This is a genomic window from Mesorhizobium sp. M0870, assembly GCF_040319775.1.
Taxonomy (GTDB): domain Bacteria; phylum Pseudomonadota; class Alphaproteobacteria; order Rhizobiales; family Rhizobiaceae; genus Mesorhizobium.
Map to the genome: position 1 here is coordinate 53,460 of NZ_JAMYOI010000010.1, position 22,154 is coordinate 75,613.

A 22,154-nucleotide genomic window follows, 5' to 3' on the forward strand; every position below is an offset into this window, starting at 1 on the left:
CGTGTACGTGGATGAAGAATGATGAAAGCACTTTCCGCATTGATCGCTGCCGCAGCGCTGTTTGGTGGCATTCAGCTGTTTCATGGCGGCAGCGTGGAAAGCGTGGCCAACGAGGCCGCCCCGTCCAACAGCTACAGGCTGGTCGCCAATGGCGATGAGGCGGTCTGTGCAGTCAGCCGCGGGGCTGAAATTTCGGACGGTTTGTCGCTGCTCACCGTTGCTCCGAAATGCCGCCGGCTCTTGCCGGGCATAGAGCAGGCGAAGTTCTGGCGCGAGCAAAACGACGGCACGGTCGCCTTCAGCGCCAACGGCGTCGATCCGATCGTCACCTTCGCGACTGCCGACGGCGACGGCTACGAATCCTATGCCCCGGCGCTGCCGCTGCTGTCGCTGGCGGCCATAGGCGATAAGAAATCTGGCGACTGATTATTCCGCTGCGGCCCGTGCGCCAGCCTTCGCTGCGGCGTGCAGCCGAACCGCATCGCCGAAGGCACGGAATATCTTCACCGAATTGCTGTCCGACTTGACCCAGTATTCCGGATGCCATTGCACGCCGACGGCGAAGGCGCGGGCGTCGCGCACCGAAACCGCCTCGACTGTGCCGTCGCTGGCGACGGCCTCTATCTGCAGCTTCGAGCCGAGCCGGTCGATCGCCTGGCGGTGCAACGAATTGACCTTGATGTCGCCGGCACCGAACACACCGGCCAGGCAACTGTCGGGTTTGATAGAAATGGTCTGGTGGATGGCGAAGCGTTCGTCCTGCTTGTCGCTCACCGGTGCGCGGTGGTCGAGCGAACCCTCGCGCTCCTGGATCTCGGTGCCGAGCGTGCCGCCCAGCGCCACGTTCAATTCCTGGATGCCGCGGCAGATGGCGAGCAGCGGCACGCCGCGTTCGATCGCCCGCCGGATGAGCGGCAGCGTCGTGGCGTCGCGCGCCGGATCATAGGGGCCATTGGCTTCGCTGGCGTCGCCGCCATAAAGCGAGGGGTGCACATTGGATTTCGAGCCGGTGACCATGACGCCGTCGACCGACGACAGAAGTTCGTCGAAATCGAGCCGGTCGCCGAACGATGGCACCAGCACCGGAAACACGCCGGCGCCGGTGATCGCCGCTTCCAGATATTGTTGTGGGGCTGCATGCCAGGTGTAGTTGTCGAACTGACGGACGTCGGTCGATATGGCGACGAGCGGCTGGTGCATTTTGGCTCTATGTTCCATCTGGGCAAGGATGTCCTGCCTGCAAAATAGGCCATCGCCGGGCATTTTTCCATGCCAAGTTTCAACGTGTCGCATGGGCCACGAAATGGCCTGTTAGACTATAGTTGCAGGGTAGCTGGGCTTCGCCGTCAAATCGGGTCGGCCTGCTGGACTCGACTTCTTGCCCGTGTATTGTCTCGAACGAACCGACAGGGAAACCGAGGATTTCCTGACGTCGGCCTGTTGATCCAAAAGGGAGGAAGTTCATGGATCGTCGTTCATTCATTCGCAAGGCCGGTGTCACCGGCGTCGGTGCCGCGGCGGCGGCGGCCACGCTGGCGGCGCCTGCCATCGCCCAGTCCAATCCCAAGGTGACATGGCGGCTGGCATCGTCCTTCCCGAAGTCGCTCGATACCATCTATGGCGGCGCCGAGGTGTTCTCGAAGATGCTGTCGGAAGCCACCGACGGCAATTTCCAGATCCAGGTTTTTGCTGCCGGCGAGCTGGTGCCTGGCCTGCAGGCCGCCGACGCCACCACCGCCGGCACGGTCGAGGCCTGCCATACGGTGGCATATTATTACTGGGGCAAGGACCCGACATGGGCGCTCGGTGCGGCGGTTCCCTTTTCGCTCAACGCACGCGGCATGAATGCCTGGCATTACCATGGCGGCGGCATCGACCTGTTCAACGAGTTTCTCGCCACGCAGGGCCTTTTCGGCCTGCCGGGCGGCAACACCGGCGTCCAGATGGGTGGCTGGTTCCGCAAGGAAATCAACACGGTGGCCGACCTTTCCGGCCTCAAGATGCGAATCGGCGGTTTTGCCGGCAAGGTGGTGCAGAAACTCGGCGTCGTGCCGCAGCAGATCGCCGGCGGTGATATCTATCCCGCGCTGGAGAAAGGCACCATCGACGCGGCCGAATGGGTTGGTCCCTATGATGACGAGAAGCTCGGCTTCTACAAGGTCGCGCCCTATTATTATTATCCCGGCTGGTGGGAGGGCGGCCCGACCGTCCACCTGATGTTCAACAAGGCGAAGTACGAAGAACTTTCGCCGACGTACAAGTCGCTGCTGCACACTGCCGCGCAGGCGGCCGACGCCAACATGCTGCAGAAATACGATTATCTGAACCCTGCGGCGGTGAAGCGACTGGTGGCCGGCGGCGCGAAACTGCGCCCGTTCAGCCAGGAGATCATGGCTGCCTGTTTCGAAAAGGCCAACGAGGTCTATACCGAAATGGAAGCCTCCAACGCCCCGTTCAAGAAGATCTGGGAATCGATCAAGGGCTTCCGCAAGGAGCACTATCTCTGGGCGCAGGTGGCCGAATACAATTACGACACCTTCATGATGGTCCAGCAGCGCAACGGCAAGCTGTAGTCGGCCGGACTTCTGCTCAAAAGCTCTCTGGGCGGAACCTGCTCAGGGAGCTTTTCTGTATATCCCGGGAGGCGAAGCCGGCGGTTCAGCCTCGGCGCGGGACCACCAGAACCTTGACCTCGCCGGGGGCCGGCGGATTGGCGATCACCGCTGGCGCTTCTTCAAGCGACACCTGCCTGGAGATCAGCCTGTCGATCTCTATCGCACCGGAAGCGATGAGTTCAGCGGCGCGGCGATGGGTGTAGGGATTGAGGAAGGAACCGAGCACCTTCAGTTCCCGGAACAGCAGGTCGAACGGCTCGAATTCAGCTTTCACGCCTTGCGGCGTCACGCCGACGATGACGACCGTGCCACCGGCGCGGGCCAGCCGCATCGACTGCTCGACGGTCTCTCGCACGCCCGCGCATTCGAACACCACGTCGGCTCCGCCCGGCGCCAGGCCGGCTGGCCCGGCGATGGCGTCGACGACATCGGCGGCAGTCGGATCGACCGTCGCTGTCGCGCCGAAATCCCTGGCGAGCGCGCGCCGCGAAGCTTGCCTGGTCGACAGAATGATGGTCGTGGCTCCCGCCAATCTTGCCAGCTGCACGGTGAGCAGGCCGATCACGCCGCCGCCAAGCACGACCACCGAGCTGCCCGGTTTGATCCCGGCAAGGTCGACGCCATGCAGGCAACAGCCGAGCGGCTCGCAGAAGGCACCGTGCATGGGATCGAGGCCCGCAGGCAGGACGAAAGCCTGCTTCTGCGGCAAGGCAAGATATTCGGCAAAGCCGCCGTCGCGATGAATGCCGATGGCGCGCAGATTGCTGCAGAGGTTGACCCGCCCGGCATGACAATGCACGCAACGCCCGCAGGCGATGTTGGGATCGCCGGTGACGCGGTCGCCGACGGCAAAGCCGGAGACGGATTTTCCGACCGCCTCGACGATGCCGGAGAATTCATGGCCGGGCGTCACCGGCGGCGTGCACGGAAACTCGCCGTGAAACAGATGCCGATCCGTGCCGCAGACGCCGCAGGCTTCGATGCGCACCAGTAGCTCATCCGCACCGATGTCAGGCATGTCGACGTCGCGCAGCGTGATGCCGCCCACTGCTTCCAGCCGCACCGCTTTCATGGTTTTGACCATGCCGGTTCAGTTGAAGCTTGGCGGTTGCGACAGGTCAGGCTGTGGCGCTGCCGGCTTTGCCGGTGTCGGATCGCCGAAACTGGGCGGTTGCGAAAGGTCGGGAGCTGCCGGCGCCGTGCCGCCACCAGCGGGCGCCGCTCCATCCGCCGGCGGCGTGCCGAGCGGCGACAGGCCGGGCACCTCCGGTACCTTGTAGTCGATGGTGCCCGGATCGACGGTCGTTCCCTTGTAGTGCATCACCATTTGCGGGAAGGCGATGGTCAAGCCGATCATGATCACCTGGATGCAGACAAAGGGCACCGCGCCCCAATAGATCTGTCCGGTGGTCACCGGCGCGATTTGTTTGCCGGTGAGACGATCGAGATAGGGCACGCGCGCGGCCACCGAACGCAGGTAGAACAGCGCGAAGCCGAAGGGCGGGTGCATGAAGCTGGTCTGCATGTTGACGCCCAGGAGCACGCCGAACCAGATCAGGTCGATGCCGAGCTTGTCGGCGGCGGGCGCCAGCAGTGGTACGATGATGAACGCCAATTCGAAGAAGTCGAGGAAGAAGGCGAGGAAGAAGACGAGCATGTTGACGCCGATCAGGAAGCCGACCTCGCCGCCCGGCAGCGACGTCAAAAGGTGCTCGACCCAGATATGGCCGTTGACGCCGTAAAAGGTCAGTGAGAACACCCGTGCGCCGATCAGGATGAACAGCACGAAGGACGACAGCCTTGTCGTCGAGGCCAGCGCCTGCTTGACGACGTCAAGCGACAAGCGCCCCTTGGCCGCCGCCATGAACAAGGCGCCGACCGAGCCCATGGCGCCGCCTTCCGTCGGCGTGGCGATGCCCAGGAAGATGGTGCCCAGCACCAGAAAGATCAGCGCCAGTGGCGGGATCAGCACGATGATCACCTGCTGCGCGAGCCTGGACATCATGTTGAAGTTCAGGCGTTTGTCGGCAATGGCGACGATGTAGATGAACAGCACTCCGGCCGTCGCGCCGAGAATGTCGGCATTGTCGCCATGCGCCGGCGCCAGATAACGATACGCCGCGTAGGAAACCGCTGATGTGACCAGCAAAGCCACCAGCAGCGACATCACGCCATGGCCGAGTGTACGAGCCTCGAGCGGCAGCGCCGGCATCGAGTTCGGCCGGATGATCGACATGATCAGGATGTAGGACATATAGAGGCCGGTGAGCACGAGGCCCGGGATCAACGCGCCCGCGTACATATCGCCGACCGAGCGGCCGAGCTGGTCGGCAAGCACGATCAGCACCAGCGACGGCGGGATGATCTGGGCAAGCGTGCCGGAGGCAGCGATGACACCGGATGCGAGCCGGCGGTCATAGCCATAGCGCAGCATGATCGGCAGCGAGATCAGGCCCATGGCGATGACGGAAGCCGCCACCACGCCGGTGGTCGCCGCCAAGAGCGCGCCGACGAAGATCACCGCATAGGCGAGGCCGCCTCGGATGGGCCCGAACAGCTGGCCGATCGTGTCGAGCAGGTCTTCGGCCATACCCGACCGCTCGAGCACGATGCCCATGAAGGTAAAGAACGGGATGGCCAGCAGCGTGTCGTTCGACATCACCCGGCTGCCGTAGAAATTATCCGGCAATGCGTGCAGGAGCGGCCAGGCGAGGTTGATCGATCCTCCGGAATAGGGGGATAGCAGCACGCCGATGAAGAAGAACATCAAGCCGTTGGCGGCCAGCGAAAAGGCGACGGGGTAGCCGATCAGCAGGAAGATGATCAGCGAGGCGAACATGATCGGCGCCATGTTCTGCGCGATGAACTCCATCACGAGCGCACCTCGTCGGCCAGCGCCTTGGCTTCGAGTTCGGCCTGCTCATGCACCGATATGAAGGGATTGGGGTCGTCCATGTCTCCGCGCATGATGGCGATCTTCTTGATGATTTCGGAGATGCCCTGCAGCGCGAGCAGGAAAAAACCGATGAGCAGGATGGCCTTGGCCGGCCAGATGATCAGCCCGCCGGAATTGTTGGACATCTCGCCGCTGCGAAACGACAGCGACACATAGGGCACGAAATAGATCACCATCAGCGTCACGAACGGCATCAGGAAGAAGAGATGCCCGAGCAGGTCGATCCAGTGCTGTACGCGGCGTGAAAACAGGCCGTAGACGATGTCGATGCGGATATGTTCGTTCTGCTTCAGCGTATAGGCGGCGGCTAACATGAAGGCGGCGCCGAACAGGTACCATTGCAGCTCGAGCCAGGCGTTCGAGGATATGTCGAACACCTTGCGGATAATGGCGTTGGCGGCGCTCACCAGGATCGCCAGCAGGATCAGCCACGATATCCATTTGCCGATGAATTCGTTGGCGCGATCAATAGTCCTGGATAGAGCAAGAAGCCCTGCCATGCATTTCCTCCCTTGTACCGGAGGCGTGCCGGCTCCCCCCTTTTTTGTCCGTCACGCCGCGTGGTCCAACGGTATGCCGCGCGTGGACTGACGGGTCAACAAGCATAGAGGCAGCAAATATCATCGCATGGCAGACAGTGCCCGATACCGGCGATCTGCCCTCGCGTCATGCAACCAAAGTCTGACCTTTTCAGGCGATTTTGCCGGTGTCGCGGCCGGCGCCGATCAGGATCAGCGTCGTGACCAGGAACAGATACATCCACGCGTCGCGCCATTCGACCGGGAAATAGCCGGCCCACAGCGATTCGGCCATGCCGAAGGCGGCCGCGCCGAGTGCTGCGCGCGGTGGCGAGAGATAGCCGCCGACCGCCGTCACGAATAGGATTTTCAGCCCGTAGACGAGGCCTGAGCCGAAGCTGACATTGCCGTAATAGAGCCCGGCCATCACACCGGCCAGCGCGGCGCAGAAGCCGCCGAACAGCACCGCGTGCCGGAACACCGCGCGTACGTCGACGCCGCACATCGCGGCTGCCTTGGGGTCGTCGGAGACGGCACGCCAGCGCCGGCCGAAGCTCGACCGGGCAAACGCCCAGCTGGCCAGCACGATTGCCGTCAGCACCACCGCACAGTCGATGAGCTGGATGAGCGTCAGCGTCGCCTTGAAGGTCGCGCCCTGCGCGAAAACGATAGGCTGCGCCAGCATCGGCGGGAGCCACAGATCATGCGTGTCGGCGGCGATGCGGCTCGCTTCGGACAGCAGCAACAGGATGCCGAGCGTCGTCACCACGATCGCATTTGGCGTGCGGTCGGCCAAAGGTTCGAAGACACTGCGCGACAGCACGTGGCTGATCAGCGCGGCATAAAGGAAAGCCGCCACGACGCCGAGCGCCACCGCCGCCAGCAGCGTCAGCCACAGCATCTGATAGCCGAAGGCCGCGGTCAGGATCATCGTCTGGCCGCAAAAGGCGAACAATGCGCCATAGGCGAGATTGGTGCGGTGCAGGATGCCGTTGGTCAGCACATAACCAAAGGCGAGCAGCGCATAAAGCGCGCCCGAATGCAGCCCGTTCAGCACCTGCTGGAAGAAATAGAGCATGCAAAACCTCGAAGCATGCCGCCCAAAAGTGCGAAGCGGTTCTGGCCAACGACATGCTCAAAAGGCTGCGGAGATCACCGCATCCCGGAGTGAGGGTGCATCGCTAAATCTAACTTGTCAAATGCGATTTATCGGTTAGATTCTAGGCATGACGGTATCCTGGATCCCGCACCGCTTCACCGGCGGCTTGCTTGCGCTCGACACGGCGAACACCGTCGTGCTGCGCGGCGATCCGGAGCGGACGTTCGATCGCTTCGACGACCCGGCCGAGATTGCCCGCTTCGCCGATGCGGCGAGCCGCTTTCGCGCCGCCGAACTTGGCGAAAGGCCGCTGGCGGTATCCTCGGCGGTGGCGATCGCGCCCGTCGTGCTGTCGATCCGCGAGGCGACGGACCGGCTGTTTCGTGATGCGGCGTCGAAGGGCGCGGTTGCCACCACTGATCTGCCCGGATTCCTGAGAGCCTGCGGCGATGGCCTTGCCGGCAGCCGGACCGAGATCGGTGCGCCGGGGAGGCCCTTCGGTGATCCCCTGACTCCGATCGCCTTCGAGGCGGCACTGGCGGTTTCGGCGCTGTCCCTTCTGCGCGACGACACCGTCGCGAGGCTCAGGATCTGTCCCAACTGCACCTGGCTGTTCGTCGACAGAAGCCGCAATTCCAGCCGCCTTTGGTGCGACATGGCGGTGTGCGGCAACAGGCAGAAGGCAAGCCGTCACTATCGTCGCCGTCGCATGGCGGAAAATGAGGTCAGGAATGCGTAGCGGCCTTTCCCGTTCGATCCTTGTCGGCGCGGCACTCATCGCGGCCGTTGCGCTCGGCGCCTGCCGCGATACCGGCAGCGACGAAGGGAAGCTGTTCGAGATTTCCGGCAAGATATTCGTCTTCAACTACCGCCTCGCAAGGGCGACCTATGTCGTGACCCTGCGGCCGCTGAAGCCGATGGGAGAGGGCCAGGTCGCGGTCGCCAGCTTCCAGGATCCCGCCGGCGGCGTGCCTCTGGTGGTCGAGCAGAAGGTCTGGCCGAAGCTCGACAAGGTGACGCTGGAGAGCCCGGCACTGACCTGCGTCGTCAAGAACAAGCCCTATGCGATTGCCATCAGCATCAAGGGCGCCGACGGCGCGGTCCTGCAGAAGATCGATACCACGCTGATGTCGACGGAAGACCAGTCGATCCTGCCCGACCGGCCGCTGGTCATCGATCAGCTCTACACCGCCAACCCCGATCTCGTCGGCCATCCCGACGGCAAGCTGCCGGGCGAACCGAAGCCGGATTGCTCGAAGGGCGGCTGACGCGTCGCGGCCATCCGGGCCGCAGCTGAAATTTCCGTGCGCCGGGCAATGTCCGCGGATCGTTTCATACCCTATTCAGGATGGCCGCGGACTGTTCGTTGCGCGTTGCCTGGCATCTGCGATTTTGTTTGACCTGCCTTGCAAGGGGAGAAAGGATGCGTCATCCGACCCCGACGTTGGCTGCCTGCCCCGCGTGGCCTCCGCAGAGGAAATGCCTGATGACGCTGCACGACGTCGCGCTCGACGACAAGTTCGATCTCGCAAAGGAGCGCATCTTCCTGTCTGGCGCGCAGGCGGTCATTCGCATGCTGCTGATGCAGCGCGAGCGCGACCGTCGCGCGGGCTTGAACACGGCCGGCTTCGTCTCCGGCTATCGCGGTTCGCCGCTCGGCGGCCTCGACATGCAGCTGTGGAAGGCGAAGAAACAGCTCGCCCAGGCTGACATCGTCTTCCAGCCGGGTCTCAATGAGGAGCTGGCCGCCACCGCTTGCTGGGGCGCGCAGCAGACGGAACTGCTGGGCGAGGGCACTCATGACGGCGTCTTTTCGGTCTGGTACGGCAAGGGGCCGGGCGTTGACCGCTCAGGCGACGTGTTCCGCCATGCCAACCTCGCCGGCTCGTCGAAGCATGGCGGCGTGCTCGCTCTGATGGGCGACGACCATATGGCCGAATCCTCGACCAATGCGCACGCCACCGAATTCCTGTTCGTCGACACGATGGTGCCGATCCTCAACCCGGCCGGCGTCCAGGAGATCATCGACTACGGGCTCTACGGCTTCGCCATGTCGCGCTTTGCCGGCACGTGGGCGGCGATCAAATGCGTCAAGGACAACATCGAATCGACCGCCTCGGTCGATGCCGCGCTCGAGCGGCTGAACATCGTCGTGCCGGAGTTCGACATGCCGCCTGGCGGTCTCAACATCCGCCACGAGATCGACATGCTCGGCCAGGAGGAGCGGCTGCATGAGCATAAGCGCGCCGCGGCTTCCGCCTTCATCCATGCCAACGGGCTGAACCGCATCGTCTATTCGGGCGGCCGCAATCCGAAGATCGGCATCATCACGCTGGGCAAGAGCTATCTCGATGTCCGCCAGGCGCTGGAGGACATCGGCATCGACGAGGCGGCCGCCAACCGCATCGGCGTGCGGCTGTTCAAGGTCGGCTGCCCCTGGCCGCTCGACCTGCATCACATCGCCGATTTCGCCCGCGGCCTCGACACCATTATCGTCGTCGAGGAGAAGCGCTCGCTGATCGAGGTGCAGCTGCGCGAAAGCCTTTATGGCACTGCCACCCAACCGGTCATTATCGGCAAGAAAGACGAGCGCGGCGACTGGCTGTTTCCGGCCAAGGGCGCGCTCGATCCCAACGAGATCGCCATCGCGCTTGGCGAGAGGATCGTCAGGACCATCGGCCCGTCCGAAGAGATTTCGGCGCGGGTGGCGAAGCTGCGCCAGTTCCAGGCAATGCTCGCCGACGCCACCGACATCGGCTCGCGCACGCCGTTCTTCTGTTCCGGTTGTCCGCACAATTCGTCCACCAAAGTGCCGGACGGCTCTATCGCCGCGGCCGGCATCGGCTGCCACTTCATGGCGCTGTGGATGGACCGCAACACCGTTGGTTTCACGGCCATGGGCGGCGAGGGCGCGCAATGGGTCGGCCAGGCGCCGTTCTCCAAGCGCGAGCACATCTTCCAGAATCTTGGCGACGGCACCTACAACCATTCCGGTACGCTGGCGATCCGCTTCGCGCTGTCGAGCGACGCCAACATCACCTACAAGATCCTCTACAACGACGCCGTCGCCATGACCGGCGGCCAGCCGCACGAAGGCGGCCTGACCGTCGACATGATCGCCAGGCAGGTGCGCGCCGAAGGCGTCGACCGCATCGCCATCGTCACCGATGAGCCCGGCAAATATGCCGGGAAGGCCGAATTCCCGGCCGGCGCCACCATCCATCACCGCGACGACCTCGATCTCGTCCAGCGCGAGCTGCGCGACGTCAAGGGCGTTTCGGTGCTGCTCTACGACCAGACCTGCGCCGCCGAAAAGCGCCGCCGCCGCAAGCGCGGCACCTTCCCCGATCCCGACAAGCGGGTCTTCATCAACGAACTGGTCTGCGAAGGCTGCGGCGATTGCGGCGTGCAGTCGAACTGCGTCTCGATCCAGCCGGTCGAGACCGAATTTGGCCGCAAGCGCAAGATCGACCAGTCGAGCTGCAACAAGGATTTCTCCTGCGTCAACGGCTTCTGCCCGTCCTTCGTCACCGTGCACGGCGCCAAGATTCGCAAGGCCGAAGGCCTGGCCGGCAAAGCCGATCCGCTGGAAGGCGTGCCTGTGCCGGCGCAATTCCCGCTTGGCGAGCAGGGCTGGGCGGCGATCATCGACGGCGTCGGCGGCACCGGCGTCGTCACCGTCGGTGCGGTGCTCGGCATGGCGGCGCATCTCGAGGACAAGGGCTGCGGCATGATCGACATGGCCGGCCTCGCCCAGAAGGGTGGCTCGGTGTTCACCCATGTCCGCATCGCCCGCACCCCGGACGACATCCATGCCATCCGCGTTTCGGCCGGCAAGGCCGATCTGGTGCTTGGCTGCGATCTCGTCGTGTCGGGCGCCAAGAAGGTGCTGACCGCGGTGCGCGAGGGCCACACCATCTTCGTCGCCAACACCGCCGAGATCATGCCCGGCGAATTCGCCCGCTCGGCTGATTTTTCGTTGCCGACAGAGCGGCTGAAAAAGGCGATCCGCGCGGCAGCGGGCGACGACAAGGCGCATTTCTTCGACGCCACCCGCACCGCCACGGCACTTTTCGGCAATTCGCTCGGCGCCAACATGTTCATGCTCGGCTTTGCCTTCCAGCACGGCGGCCTGCCATTGTCGGCCGAGGCCGTCGAAAAGGCGATCGAGCTCAACGGCGAAGCCGTGGCGATGAACATCGCCGCTTTCCGCTGGGGACGTCGTGCTGCCTATCAGCCGGATTTCGTGCGCCGGCTCGTTGCCCAGCCGGGTCCGGCCGTGGCTGGAAAGGCCGACCAGGCCACGGATATCGCCGAGACGCTGGACGACATCATTGCCCGCCGCGTCGCCTTCCTAACCGCCTATCAGAATACGGCCTACGGCAAGCGTTATGCCGAAAAGCTGGCCGTTTTGCGCGCCGCCGAAGCGAAGGCCGTGCCGGGTTCGACTGCGGTGGCGCAGGCAGCCGCCAGGAACCTGTTCAAGCTGATGGCGATCAAGGACGAATACGAGGTGGCGCGTCTTTACACGGACGGCTCTTTCGTTGCCGAACTTGGAAAACAGTTCCAGAGCTATGAAAAGCTCGAATTCCACCTCGCTCCGCCGCTCATGGGCCGTCGTGGCAATGACGGCAGCCCGAGGAAATCAAGCTTCGGTCCGTGGATGATGAAGGGCTTTCGGGTTCTGGCGGCGATGAAGGGCCTGCGCGGCACCGCCTTCGACCTGTTCGGCTACACCGCCGAACGGCGCATGGAGCGGCAGCTGCTGGCGCGGTACGAGGCGGATCTGGAGCTCATCGCCGGATCGCTGGCCCCGGCCAGGGTCGATGCGGCGGCTGCATTGGCTTCGGTGCCTGCCCTCATTCGCGGCTACGGCCACGTCCGTCGAGCCAGCGCCGACAAGGCTTCGAGCGAACGCCAAAGGCTGCTCGAACGCCTGTCGAGTACGCCGGCGCGGCCCGAACTTCAGGCCGCCGAATGATCGATACGCCTTGTTTACCTGAACGACAGTTTCCTTGCTTTCCGTTACGTCACTCGGCTTGACGGCAGGAGCGCGGGGGTCTCTCTAAATCTTTCTTAAGGCGGATGTGGCACTGCTTGGCTCCCCAGGGTTGGGATTCAGGCGTTGAATCTGAGAAAAAAGAACGAGATTCCGGTCGACGTCTACATTCCGTTCGTGGAAACCTTGTTTCGCGACGGGCTGACGCTTTCGATAGGATTCTTTGCCCAAACCCTGCTGGTCGTGCTGGTTTACTGGAAAACCATGGATCCGGCCTATCTCGCGGTCACCCTCGGACTGCTGGCCGTCGCCTTCCTTCGTCTTCGCAACATCAGGAAATATCGTCACGCTCCTTCGCCTCAAAATTGGGAAGAGGCGCGTCGCCGCGAGAACGACTACATACTGTACGGCTCGATGCATGGCTTCATGCTTGGTGCCTTTTGCTTTGTCGGCATCTATCTTGCCTATGACCCGTTCGCGGAAATAGCTGCCGTCTGCGTGACGCTTGCCTCCGCCACGTCTATTGCTGGCCGCAACTATGGTTCGCCCAGGATGGTCGTGATCTTCATTATGACCATGACTTGGCCGATCTCGTTGGGCTTCATCCTGCGGGGCGATCCCTATCACTTCATTCTCGGCCTGCTTTCGGCGCCATTTCTTTTTGCCATCAAGCGCTTCGCCGATCTGGTCCGCGAGGTGCTTTTCGCCGCCCTGTCCGAGGAAAAGAAGGCCAACCGCATCGCCCAGCGCTTCAATCGGGCGCTCAACACCATGTCGCACGGCCTTGTCATGCTCGGCCCGGACGGCCGCGTCGCGGTGGCCAATGCCGAGGCCGCGCATCTGATGTCGCTCAAGTCGCCCGACGCGCTGCTCGGCCGGTCGATCCATGGTCTGTTGATGCGCGGTGTCGCCGGCGGCATGCTGGCGCCCAAGGATTGCCGCTACATCGAGGCGCAGCTGACGCGTGCCCTGCGCGAGGGCCGCGACCGCAAGGTGCTGGTTTCCCTCGCCAATGGCCAGCATTACGAGTTCTCGGCTCGCGAAGGCAGCCAGGAACTGGGCGTCATCACCTTCGAGGATGTCACCGCCCGTGTCGAGGCGGAAGACAAGATCCGCTTCATGGCACGTTACGACAACCTCACCGGCCTGCCCAACCGCGCCTACTTCCATGAACTGATTGGCGAGGCCATGGTATCAGGCGATCGCGATCGTCTCTGCGGCCTTGCGGTGCTCGACCTCGACGATTTCAAGAGCGTCAACGACACGCTTGGCCATCCGATCGGCGATGGCTTGATCTATGCCGTTGCCGAGCGGCTTGCCGCCATTGCCAGGCAAGATATCACCGTCAGCCGTTTCGGTGGCGACGAGTTCATGATCTTCTTCGACCGCGTCGAGGATGAGAGCCATCTGACCAGCCAGCTCGACGAGATTTTCGCCGGCCTGCAAGGGGAAGTCGACGTCGCCGGTCACGGGCTGCGCATTCAGGCCAGCGGCGGCGCGGTGCTGTCACGGGTCAAGGATACCGATGTCGACGCCATGATCGTCAAGGCGGACCTGGCGCTCTACAAGGCCAAGGAGCTCGGCAAGAACAGCTGGCGGCTGTTCGAAGCCTCGATGGATGCCGCCTTCCGCAACCGTCAGCTGATGAAGGCGGACCTGCGTACAGCCGTGGAAAGCAAGAGCTTGAGGGTGGTCTATCAGCCGATCGTGGCGATGAGCACCATGCGTATCGCCAGCTGCGAGGCGTTGTGCCGGTGGGATCACCCCGATCTCGGGCCGATCTCGCCCAGCATCTTCATTCCTTTGGCCGAGGAAATGGGCATCATTTCCGAGATCAGCACCTTCGTGCTGCAGGCAGCCTGCGCCGAATGCGCCAAATGGCCGGACCAGACCAGCGTCTCGGTCAATCTCTCGGCCAAGGATTTCCGCAACCGCGACGTCATCCAGAAGGTTCGCGATGCGTTGGCCACCTCCGGCCTCGCCGCCTCCCGGCTCGAGATCGAGGTCACCGAAACGGCGCTGCTCGACGACAAGTCGCTGACGCGCCAGTATATCGAGGAGCTGAAGCAGATCGGCGTACGCATCGCGCTCGACGATTTCGGCACCGGCTATTCGAGCCTGAGCTACCTGCACAAACTGCCGCTCGACAAGATCAAGATCGACCGCTCGTTCCTGATGGACGTCACCCAGAACCCCCGTTCGCTCGAGTTGCTCAAGGGCATCGTCAATCTGTCGCGGCCGCTGGGGCTTTCGGTCACCGTCGAGGGTGTAGAGACCTTCGAGCAGCTCAAGATACTGGCGCTGCAGGTCAAGCCCGATCTCGTCCAGGGGTTCCTGTTCGGTTCGGCGCTCAGCGCTTCCGGCATCGAGACCATGTCGAACACGGTATGGCCCTTCGCCAAGGACATCAATACAGCCAAGAGAGCCGCACGTCGCTGACCGGTGCCGGAAGAGCGTCGCCTTTTCATAAAAATTTACGGACCGTTAACGTTAATGATCGGTAAACGAGGTGCGCTCCATTTTCATCTTTTACATCTCAGGATCCCGTCGTAGGTTGAACTGTGGCGGAAACTTACGAGGGTTTGAAGTATGGATGTGCAGTTGGAAGCGCTTGGCCATGTGGCGGGCGGGGGTGAAGAAAATTCGCCCGACAGCATGTCGAGTTTCGCCCGCAATGTTTCAGCGATGCTTGAGCGGACGGAATATCGCCGCTGCGACAAGGGCGAGGATCTCGAAGACATCTATAGGTTGCGCTACAAATCCTATATCTTGAATGATATGGTTCCAGAAAACCCGGAACATATAGTGCATGACGAGCTCGACGAAGCTGAAAATTGTTCCAAGTTCGGCGTCTATATTGACGGAATCCTGGTCTCCACGGTGCGCATTCATCATGCCTGCCGGGCCACGCCGCAATCGCCGTCTACAACTGTCTACGGCGACATCCTGCGCCCGATGCTGGCTGCCGGGGCGCACTTTGCGGATCCAAGCCGCTTTGCCGCCGACCCAGACTGGTCGAAGGTCTATCCGCAGATCCCCTACCTGACGCTGCGCCTTGCCGGAATGGCCTGTTTTTACTTCGACGCACCGTACTGTCTCTCGACTATCCGGCCCGAACATGCGGGTTTCTACCGTCGTATCTACAGTTCTGAGCAGATCGGTGAGCTGCGCGACTATCCGGGCCTGAACTACAAGGTCGTGCTCTATCGCGCCAATGTCGCTGCCATTCGCGAGCGGTCGTTCTCACGGTTCCCGTTCTTCCGCTCGACGCCAATGGAACAGCGCATGCTGTTCGATACGCCGCATGTCGGAGAACTCGCGCCGCTGACCATCCTGCCCACGGCAAAGTACTATCACGAAGCCGCCTGATACGGCAGGATTCACACGATTTTGCAGGGCCGACAGGGAGCCTTTTGGCGACTTCGGCGTTCTGGGTGCGGCCACGAGCAGCGCTCCGGGTCGATTCTGAAGTTTTTGAGGGAACCCGTCATGACCATTTCCACACTTGCGCTCACCCCGCTCATCTCGCTGATCGCCGGCGTGCTGATCCTGGTCATGCCAAGGCTGTTGAACTACATCGTCGCGCTTTATCTGATCGTCGTCGGGTTGCTCGGGCTATTTCCGCATCTAGCCGGCTGAGGCGCCGGCTGCACGCAGGCGTCCGCTTTCGGAGCATCTTTCCGCATCAAGCACCGGATCCAGCGATTGGACTCCGTCGCGCGTCGGCAGCCGGCTTCAACCTTTCTTTGAGGCAGTTGTCGGTTGTTGTGCGGCAATAGCGCCATTGCTCTCGGCCCGGCTTTTCGCTATGTGCCTGAAAGATGTCTTCGAAGGGGTATTCCTATGGCTGATCACTCGCCGACCGGTCCTGTCGAACTGGGCGCGAAGATGGACTATGCCGAGCATGACCGCACCTATGCGGGCTTCCTCGCGCTGGCCAAGTACGGCTCGCTGTTTTGCGGAGCCCTGCTTCTGGCGATGGCCTTCGGCTTCTTCGCGGGCGGCTTCTTCTCGGCGACCATTCTGTTCGTGCTGATTCTGGCTGTCGGCGCCTTTATCCTCCGATAGATTTTTCCGACACCTTGTCCATGGCGCCGCCGCGAGGCCGGCCGGCGTCTTGCGGGAAATAGCTTCCGGCCGAAAGGATCATGCGGTGGGACAGACGGTTTTCATCCCTCGTGAACTCGATGCCAACGAGCCGCGCGTCGCGGCCTCGCCCGATACGGTGAAACGGCTGGCGGCGTTGGGCTTCGACGTCGTCGTCGAGGCCGGTGCCGGTCTGAATTCGGGCATCGTCGATGCCGACTATGCGAGCGCCGGCGCCGCCATAGGCAAGGCTTCCGATGTCGCCAAGGCCGATGTCGTGCTGAAGGTGCGTCGGCCCGGCGATGCCGAACTGAAGAGCTACAAACCCGGTACAGCGGTCATTGCCATCATGGATCCCTATGGCAACGATGCCGCCGTGGCAGCCTTTGCCAAGGCCGGCGTCACCGCTTTCTCGATGGAATTCATGCCGCGCATCACCCGCGCGCAGTCGATGGACGTCTTGTCCTCGCAGGCCAATTTGGCCGGCTATCAGGCGGTGATCGACGGGGCTTCGGAATATGATCGCGCGCTGCCGATGATGATGACGGCTGCCGGCACGGTGCCGGCGGCGAAGGTCTTCATCATGGGCGTCGGCGTTGCCGGCCTGCAGGCGATCGCCACCGCGCGGCGTCTGGGTGCGGTCGTCACCGCCACCGACGTTCGCCCCGCCGCCAAGGAACAGGTCGCCTCGCTCGGCGCCAAGTTCCTCGCGGTCGAGGACGAGGAATTCAAGGCTGCGGAAACGGCCGGCGGCTACGCCAAGGAAATGTCGAAGGAATATCAGGCCAAGCAGGCGGCACTCACATCAGAGCACATCGCCAAGCAGGATATCGTCATCACCACGGCGCTTATTCCCGGCCGGCCGGCGCCAAAGCTGGTGTCGGCGGCGATGGTCGCCTCGATGAAGCCGGGCTCGGTGCTCGTCGATCTGGCGGTCGAGCGCGGCGGCAATGTCGAGGGCGCTGTACCGGGCCAGGTGGTGACAACGGCCAATGGGGTGAAAATCGTCGGCCATCTCAATGTGCCCGGCCGCATCGCGGCGTCGGCATCGCTGCTCTACGCCCGGAATCTGTTTGCCTTCGTTGAGACGCTGGTCGACAAGACGACCAAGACGCTTGCCATCAATCGCGACGACGATCTGGTCAAGGCGACGATGCTGACCGATGGCGGCAAGATCGTGCATCCGGCTTTCATAAAGGCCGACCAGCAGCCCCATGTCGAGCCGGCCGCAATCCCGGCCAAGACCATGGTCGCCGATGCTTCGCCCAAGAAAGCCGCGCCCAAGAAGGCGGCCGCCTCCAAGTCGCCCTCGTCGAAGCCGAAAGGGATCGCGTGATGGACCAGACCCTGCAGAAAGCCCTGGACCAGCTCGACCAGGCTTCCGCCGCCGTCCGGCTGGCGGTGCAGAACCTGGCAAATGCTCCAGGCGGCGTCGACGCGGCCGGTGATGCCGCGCATGCGCTCTCCGGGGGCGCCATCGATCCCTTCGTCTTCCGCTTCGCCATCTTCGTCCTGGCGATCTTCGTCGGCTACTACGTCGTCTGGTCGGTGACCCCCGCACTGCACACGCCGCTGATGGCCGTCACCAACGCCATCTCCTCGGTCATCGTCGTCGGCGCGCTGCTTGCCGTCGGCATCGCCGCCTCCGGCATTGCCGCGGGCTTCGGCTTCGTCGCGCTGATGCTGGTCTCGGTCAACATCTTCGGCGGCTTCCTCGTCACCCAGCGCATGCTGGCCATGTACAAGAAGAAGGACAAGTAGAGCGCCATGAACGCCAACTTCGCGTCCTTCCTCTATCTGGTCTCCGGCGTTCTGTTCATCATGGCGCTGCGCGGCCTGTCGCATCCGACCACCAGTCGCCAGGGCAATCTCTATGGCATGATCGGCATGGGCATCGCCATCGCCACCACGCTGGCGCTGGCAACCCCGTCAGCGGGCCGCTTCGGCCTCATCGTGCTCGGCCTTGCCATTGGCGGCGGCGTCGGCGCCGTCACCGCGCGGCGCATCGCCATGACCTCGATGCCGCAACTGGTCGCCGCCTTCCACTCGCTGGTCGGCCTCGCCGCCGTCATGGTGGCGGCCGCCGCCATCTATGCGCCGGAAAGTTTTGGCATCGGCACGGATGGTGACATCCACGCCCAGGCGCTGATCGAGATGAGCCTTGGCGTCGCCATCGGCGCTATCACCTTCACCGGCTCGGTCATCGCCTTCCTCAAGCTCGATGGCCGCATGTCGGGCAAGCCGATCATGATCGGCGGACGCCACTTCATCAACGCGGCACTTGCCATCGCGCTCGTCGTGCTGATCGTGCTGCTGGTCACCACGGAATCGAAGCTGGTCTTCTGGCTGATCGTTGCCGCCTCGCTGGTGCTCGGTATCCTGCTGATCATTCCGATCGGCGGCGCCGACATGCCGGTCGTCGTCTCGATGCTCAACTCCTATTCGGGCTGGGCAGCTGCCGCCCTCGGCTTCACGCTCGGCAATCTGGCGCTGATCATCACCGGCGCGCTGGTCGGCTCATCCGGCGCGATCCTGTCCTACATCATGTGCAAGGGCATGAACCGAAGCTTCATCTCCGTCATCCTCGGCGGCTTCGGCGGCGAGACGGCAGCTCAGGCCGACGACGGCATCGAGCGCACGGTCAAGCAGGGCTCGGCCGACGACGCCGCCTATCTCATGATGAACGCCCAGAAAGTCATCATCGTGCCGGGCTACGGCATGGCGGTTGCCCAGGCGCAGCACGCGCTGCGCGAAATGGCCGACAAGCTCAAGGCCAATGGCGTCGACGTGAAGTACGCCATTCACCCGGTCGCCGGCCGCATGCCCGGCCACATGAACGTGCTGCTCGCCGAAGCCAATGTGCCCTACGACGAAGTGTTCGAGCTCGAGGACATCAACTCCGAGTTCGCGCAGGCCGACGTTGCCTATGTCATCGGCGCCAACGACGTCACCAACCCGTCCGCGCGCGACGACAAGTCCTCACCCATCTACGGCATGCCGATCCTCGATGTCGACAAGGCCCGCACCTGCCTGTTCGTCAAGCGCTCGCTCGGCTCCGGCTATGCCGGCATCGACAACACGCTGTTCTACAAGGACGGCACCATGATGTTGCTCGGCGATGCCAAGAAAATGACCGAAGAGATCGTCAAGGCGATGGACCACTGATCGGCGATCACTTGAGACACGCCAAGGAACGCCCGGCTCGCGTCGGGCTTTTTCTTGGCTTGATGGCGATTTCCAGGCTACGATGAAGAATTCCCGTCTCGCTGGCGGGATTGTCGTCAACGGAGACGTTGGTGCCCGACCCCATCATCGCACCGCCGCCCGTCGGAAAACCGCCGCGCAAGCCTGGCCAGGCGGTGGTGATCGTGCATGGCATGGGCGAACAGCGGCCGATGGATACGCTGCGCGGCTTTGTCAGCGCCGTCTGGAGCCATGACCCCAGTCGCGCGCCGTTTTATGCCCATGTCGCCGATCCGGCCGACCCCGCCGGCGCGAAGATCAACCAGAGCTGGATCACACCCGACAGCCGGACCAATTCATACGAACTTCGCCGGATCACCACGCCTTACGATGTCGATAGCCGTCGCACCGATTTCTACGAGCTCTACTGGGCCGACATCACGCAGGGCACGACGCGGGGCCGACTTGCCGCCTGGGTGACAAACCTGCTGTGGCGCAAGCCCGCCGACATACCACCCGACGCCCGAAAGCTCTATCTGGTCACGCTTCTGGCCGTCATCATCGTTCTGGTCGCGGCTCTCGCGCTTGCGACGTCGGTTTGGCAGCAGCAAATTTCGTGGACCGTCGGCGCGCTCGTCACCATCCTGGCCTCGTTCGTCATCTGGTCAGTGGATCGTTTTGGCCTTCCCTATTTCGGCGATGTCGCGGCCTATGTGCGCGCTGAAGCTGCAACCGTCGAGAAGCGGGCTCTGATCCGCAGCCGTGGTCTGAAGCTGCTGAAGTGTCTGATGATGGACGATACCTACGATCGCATCGTGCTGGTCTCGCACAGCCTCGGGTCGATGATCGCCTATGACCTGCTGCAGATCTTGTGGGCCGATTTCAGGCCCCGAAAACTGGAGGCCATCCGCGACAAGGCGAAACTGAAGGTGATCCACGCCATCGACAAGGCGACGCTCGTCGCCGGCTCGGCATGGCCCGGCAGCCTGGACGATCTTGCCGGCTTCAGGCGCCATCAGTGGGAACTCTATCGCCAACTGCGCACCAAGGACGACAACCATGGGCCTTGGAAGATCAGCGATTTCGTCACGCTTGGCAGCCCGCTGACCCACAGCGAATTTCTGGTGACGCACAATCTCGCCGAATTCAGACGCGGCATCGCCGAGCGTCTGTTCTCGGCATGTCCACCGGTCGCCGAGGGAGCGGCGGCCGGTGGCACATTGCTTTATCAGGAAGGGCGCAACCGTTCTTCGGGCAAGCCGCAGCGCGCGGTGCATCATGGCGCGGTGTTTGCTGCGACGCGCTGGACCAATATCTTCGACCGCGGCAACGGTTGGCTGACGGGGGATCCGATCTCCGGGCCGATGGCGGAGAATTTCGGCCCGGGCGTGGAGAACATCCAGGTCGAGCTACGCGGTTGCCTCGGCCGTGTCTTCACCCACACGCTGTACTGGTCGTTGACGGCGACCGGTGTCGAGGTCGGCGATCGGCCGCGCTCGCATCTAGCCGTGCTGCGCGACGCGGTCGACCTCGGTCGCAAACTGGAGCCGAGCCAAGCCGAAGCACCGACGATTCCTCCCCGAAAATAGGAACGGACTTCAGCGAACGGGGTCGAGGCAACGCTGTGCGACAATTCAAAGCAAAGCCACTCCGGGCGGGCCGGAGTGGCTTTGTTGCAAGTGCAGTTCAGCGGTTGGCGATAAAAACCGCTTCCTCATCGTCGCGCTGCCTGCCTCCGAGGGCCGCGGCGGCACTGGCGATAAAGGCGCCGATGGCCAGCGAGAGCGCACCAAGCAGGGCAAACGTCGCACTGGCCTTCCTGGCGGTGTCGGCGGCCTGCTGCGCCTTGACTTTGGCGTCCTGAGCCTTGGCGAGGACGGCATCCACCCGGGTCCTGGCGTCTGCTTCAGAAAGCCCTGTGCGGACGGCGACCAGCTGCGACAGATACGTTTTGTCGTCTGCGGAAACCTCGCCTGCCGCTGCACCGGCGATCAGGATGCGCGAAGCCTGACCGACCGCAGCCGCATCGCTGTCCGGATTGGCGGCAGCCAGCCTGCCCGGATCAGCCGGACGGAACAGCGAATCCACCAGGTAGGAGGTCGCATTGTCTGCCGATGTGCTGTCGGCATTGGCCGAAGCTCCCGCCGATGCGCCCATGGCCGCGCCAGACGCGATGGTGGACACCGCCTGCACGCCTGAGCCTATCGCAGCGGAAAGCGCGGAGCCAAGCACGCCGACGACGAGCAACGTGGCCAGCGCCCAGGCAAGAAAGCCGTGTGCGGTGTCCCGGAAATAGACTTCATCGGTGTGGATGCCGACCCATTTGGTGCGCAGGCGTCCGGCAAGATAGCCGCCGACGCCGGAGGACAGCCATTGCACGATGACAAGCCAGATCGCGGTGGACGCCGCGAAAGTGGTCACAGATGCGCCCGATCCCGACCATGGCGACACCATGGTCAATCCCAGCCCCGAACCGAGCAGCATGAGGATGAGGGTCAATGTCGAGGCAGCGAAGGCTCCGGCGATGATCGGTCCCCAGCTGACGGCGGTGGAGGAGGACTCGGTTGAGGCGGAAACATCGACCGCCGACAGGGTGGACTGCATGGAAGCCCCCTATCGTACGAACAGCATGATCAGAATGATGATCGGAATCGGAATGCCGAGCAACCAGAGCAAAATGCCACGTCCCATGGAGGCC

19 protein-coding genes are annotated in these 22,154 nt (G+C 63.1%); 13 read left to right on the top strand and 6 right to left on the bottom strand.

Going from position 1 to position 22,154, the window contains the following annotated elements; translation table 11 throughout:
• Positions 1-21 precede the first annotated feature (21 nt).
• On the top strand, positions 22-426 hold the full coding sequence (locus tag NKH97_RS14290) for a hypothetical protein (RefSeq protein ID WP_352442674.1): 405 nt from the start codon (positions 22-24) through the stop codon (positions 424-426).
• Here NKH97_RS14290 and NKH97_RS14295 read toward each other — a convergent pair whose 3' ends face one another.
• Positions 427-1,200: a gamma-glutamyl-gamma-aminobutyrate hydrolase family protein gene (locus NKH97_RS14295; protein WP_023813605.1), complete on the bottom strand. Its 774-nt coding sequence runs from the start codon at positions 1,198-1,200 to the stop codon at positions 427-429. It lies immediately after the preceding gene.
• A gap of 263 nt (positions 1,201-1,463) precedes the next feature.
• On the opposite strand from NKH97_RS14295, the gene NKH97_RS14300 reads away from it, so the two are divergent.
• Positions 1,464-2,573: a TRAP transporter substrate-binding protein gene (locus NKH97_RS14300; RefSeq protein WP_013528215.1), complete on the top strand. Its 1,110-nt coding sequence runs from the start codon at positions 1,464-1,466 to the stop codon at positions 2,571-2,573.
• Between the two features lie 85 nt (positions 2,574-2,658).
• Here the strand turns inward: NKH97_RS14300 and NKH97_RS14305 are convergent, their stop codons facing one another.
• From NKH97_RS14305 to NKH97_RS14320, 4 genes are all read right to left on the bottom strand, one after another.
• Complete coding sequence (locus tag NKH97_RS14305) at positions 2,659-3,687, bottom strand: zinc-dependent alcohol dehydrogenase family protein (protein ID WP_352673199.1); 1,029 nt, start codon at positions 3,685-3,687, stop codon at positions 2,659-2,661.
• An 18-nt stretch (positions 3,688-3,705) separates the two neighbouring features.
• Positions 3,706-5,487 (bottom strand): TRAP transporter large permease, encoded by a 1,782-nt coding sequence (locus NKH97_RS14310; protein ID WP_128302891.1) that lies wholly within the window; start codon positions 5,485-5,487, stop codon positions 3,706-3,708.
• Positions 5,487-6,071 carry a TRAP transporter small permease subunit gene (locus tag NKH97_RS14315; RefSeq protein WP_127412900.1) on the bottom strand — a complete coding sequence of 195 codons (585 nt, stop codon included), beginning with the start codon at positions 6,069-6,071 and terminating at the stop codon, positions 5,487-5,489. The genes NKH97_RS14310 and NKH97_RS14315 overlap by 1 nt, the downstream gene beginning before the upstream one ends.
• 190 nt (positions 6,072-6,261) lie before the next feature.
• Positions 6,262-7,167: a branched-chain amino acid ABC transporter permease gene (locus NKH97_RS14320; RefSeq protein WP_128302789.1), complete on the bottom strand. Its 906-nt coding sequence runs from the start codon at positions 7,165-7,167 to the stop codon at positions 6,262-6,264.
• A gap of 148 nt (positions 7,168-7,315) precedes the next feature.
• Here NKH97_RS14320 and NKH97_RS14325 point away from each other — a divergent pair, with 148 nt between their 5' ends.
• The 11 genes from NKH97_RS14325 (at position 7,316) to NKH97_RS14375 (ending at position 21,045) form a co-directional block, all read left to right on the top strand.
• Positions 7,316-7,927: a CGNR zinc finger domain-containing protein gene (locus tag NKH97_RS14325; protein ID WP_352629873.1), complete on the top strand. Its 612-nt coding sequence runs from the start codon at positions 7,316-7,318 to the stop codon at positions 7,925-7,927.
• A complete protein-coding gene (locus tag NKH97_RS14330; RefSeq protein ID WP_352611591.1) occupies positions 7,920-8,456 on the top strand; it encodes a hypothetical protein in 537 nt (178 codons plus the stop codon). The genes NKH97_RS14325 and NKH97_RS14330 overlap by 8 nt, the downstream gene beginning before the upstream one ends.
• A 218-nt stretch (positions 8,457-8,674) precedes the next feature.
• Positions 8,675-12,169: an indolepyruvate ferredoxin oxidoreductase family protein gene (locus NKH97_RS14335; RefSeq protein WP_352797450.1), complete on the top strand. Its 3,495-nt coding sequence runs from the start codon at positions 8,675-8,677 to the stop codon at positions 12,167-12,169.
• A gap of 144 nt (positions 12,170-12,313) precedes the next feature.
• On the top strand, positions 12,314-14,626 hold the full coding sequence (locus NKH97_RS14340) for a putative bifunctional diguanylate cyclase/phosphodiesterase (RefSeq protein ID WP_352797453.1): 2,313 nt from the start codon (positions 12,314-12,316) through the stop codon (positions 14,624-14,626).
• A gap of 150 nt (positions 14,627-14,776) precedes the next feature.
• Positions 14,777-15,556, top strand: coding sequence for an N-acyl amino acid synthase FeeM domain-containing protein (locus tag NKH97_RS14345; protein ID WP_352797456.1), 780 nt, complete (start codon positions 14,777-14,779; stop codon positions 15,554-15,556).
• A gap of 120 nt (positions 15,557-15,676) precedes the next feature.
• Positions 15,677-15,826, top strand: coding sequence for a DUF3096 domain-containing protein (locus NKH97_RS14350; RefSeq protein WP_013528205.1), 150 nt, complete (start codon positions 15,677-15,679; stop codon positions 15,824-15,826).
• A 204-nt stretch (positions 15,827-16,030) separates the two neighbouring features.
• Positions 16,031-16,255: an aa3-type cytochrome c oxidase subunit IV gene (locus tag NKH97_RS14355; protein ID WP_013528204.1), complete on the top strand. Its 225-nt coding sequence runs from the start codon at positions 16,031-16,033 to the stop codon at positions 16,253-16,255.
• An 85-nt stretch (positions 16,256-16,340) separates the two neighbouring features.
• Positions 16,341-17,609, top strand: coding sequence for a Re/Si-specific NAD(P)(+) transhydrogenase subunit alpha (locus tag NKH97_RS14360; protein ID WP_352797460.1), 1,269 nt, complete (start codon positions 16,341-16,343; stop codon positions 17,607-17,609).
• A complete protein-coding gene (locus NKH97_RS14365) occupies positions 17,609-18,034 on the top strand; it encodes an NAD(P) transhydrogenase subunit alpha part 2 (protein ID WP_502897077.1) in 426 nt (141 codons plus the stop codon). The genes NKH97_RS14360 and NKH97_RS14365 overlap by 1 nt, the downstream gene beginning before the upstream one ends.
• A 6-nt stretch (positions 18,035-18,040) precedes the next feature.
• Positions 18,041-19,438, top strand: coding sequence for an NAD(P)(+) transhydrogenase (Re/Si-specific) subunit beta (locus NKH97_RS14370; RefSeq protein ID WP_352611587.1), 1,398 nt, complete (start codon positions 18,041-18,043; stop codon positions 19,436-19,438).
• Between the two features lie 131 nt (positions 19,439-19,569).
• Positions 19,570-21,045 carry a hypothetical protein gene (locus NKH97_RS14375; RefSeq protein WP_352797467.1) on the top strand — a complete coding sequence of 492 codons (1,476 nt, stop codon included), beginning with the start codon at positions 19,570-19,572 and terminating at the stop codon, positions 21,043-21,045.
• A 97-nt stretch (positions 21,046-21,142) separates the two neighbouring features.
• On the opposite strand, the gene NKH97_RS14380 is transcribed toward NKH97_RS14375, so the two are convergent.
• Entirely contained in the window at positions 21,143-22,060 is a 918-nt protein-coding gene (locus NKH97_RS14380; RefSeq protein WP_352797469.1) for a hypothetical protein, read from the bottom strand.
• Positions 22,061-22,154 lie beyond the last annotated feature (94 nt).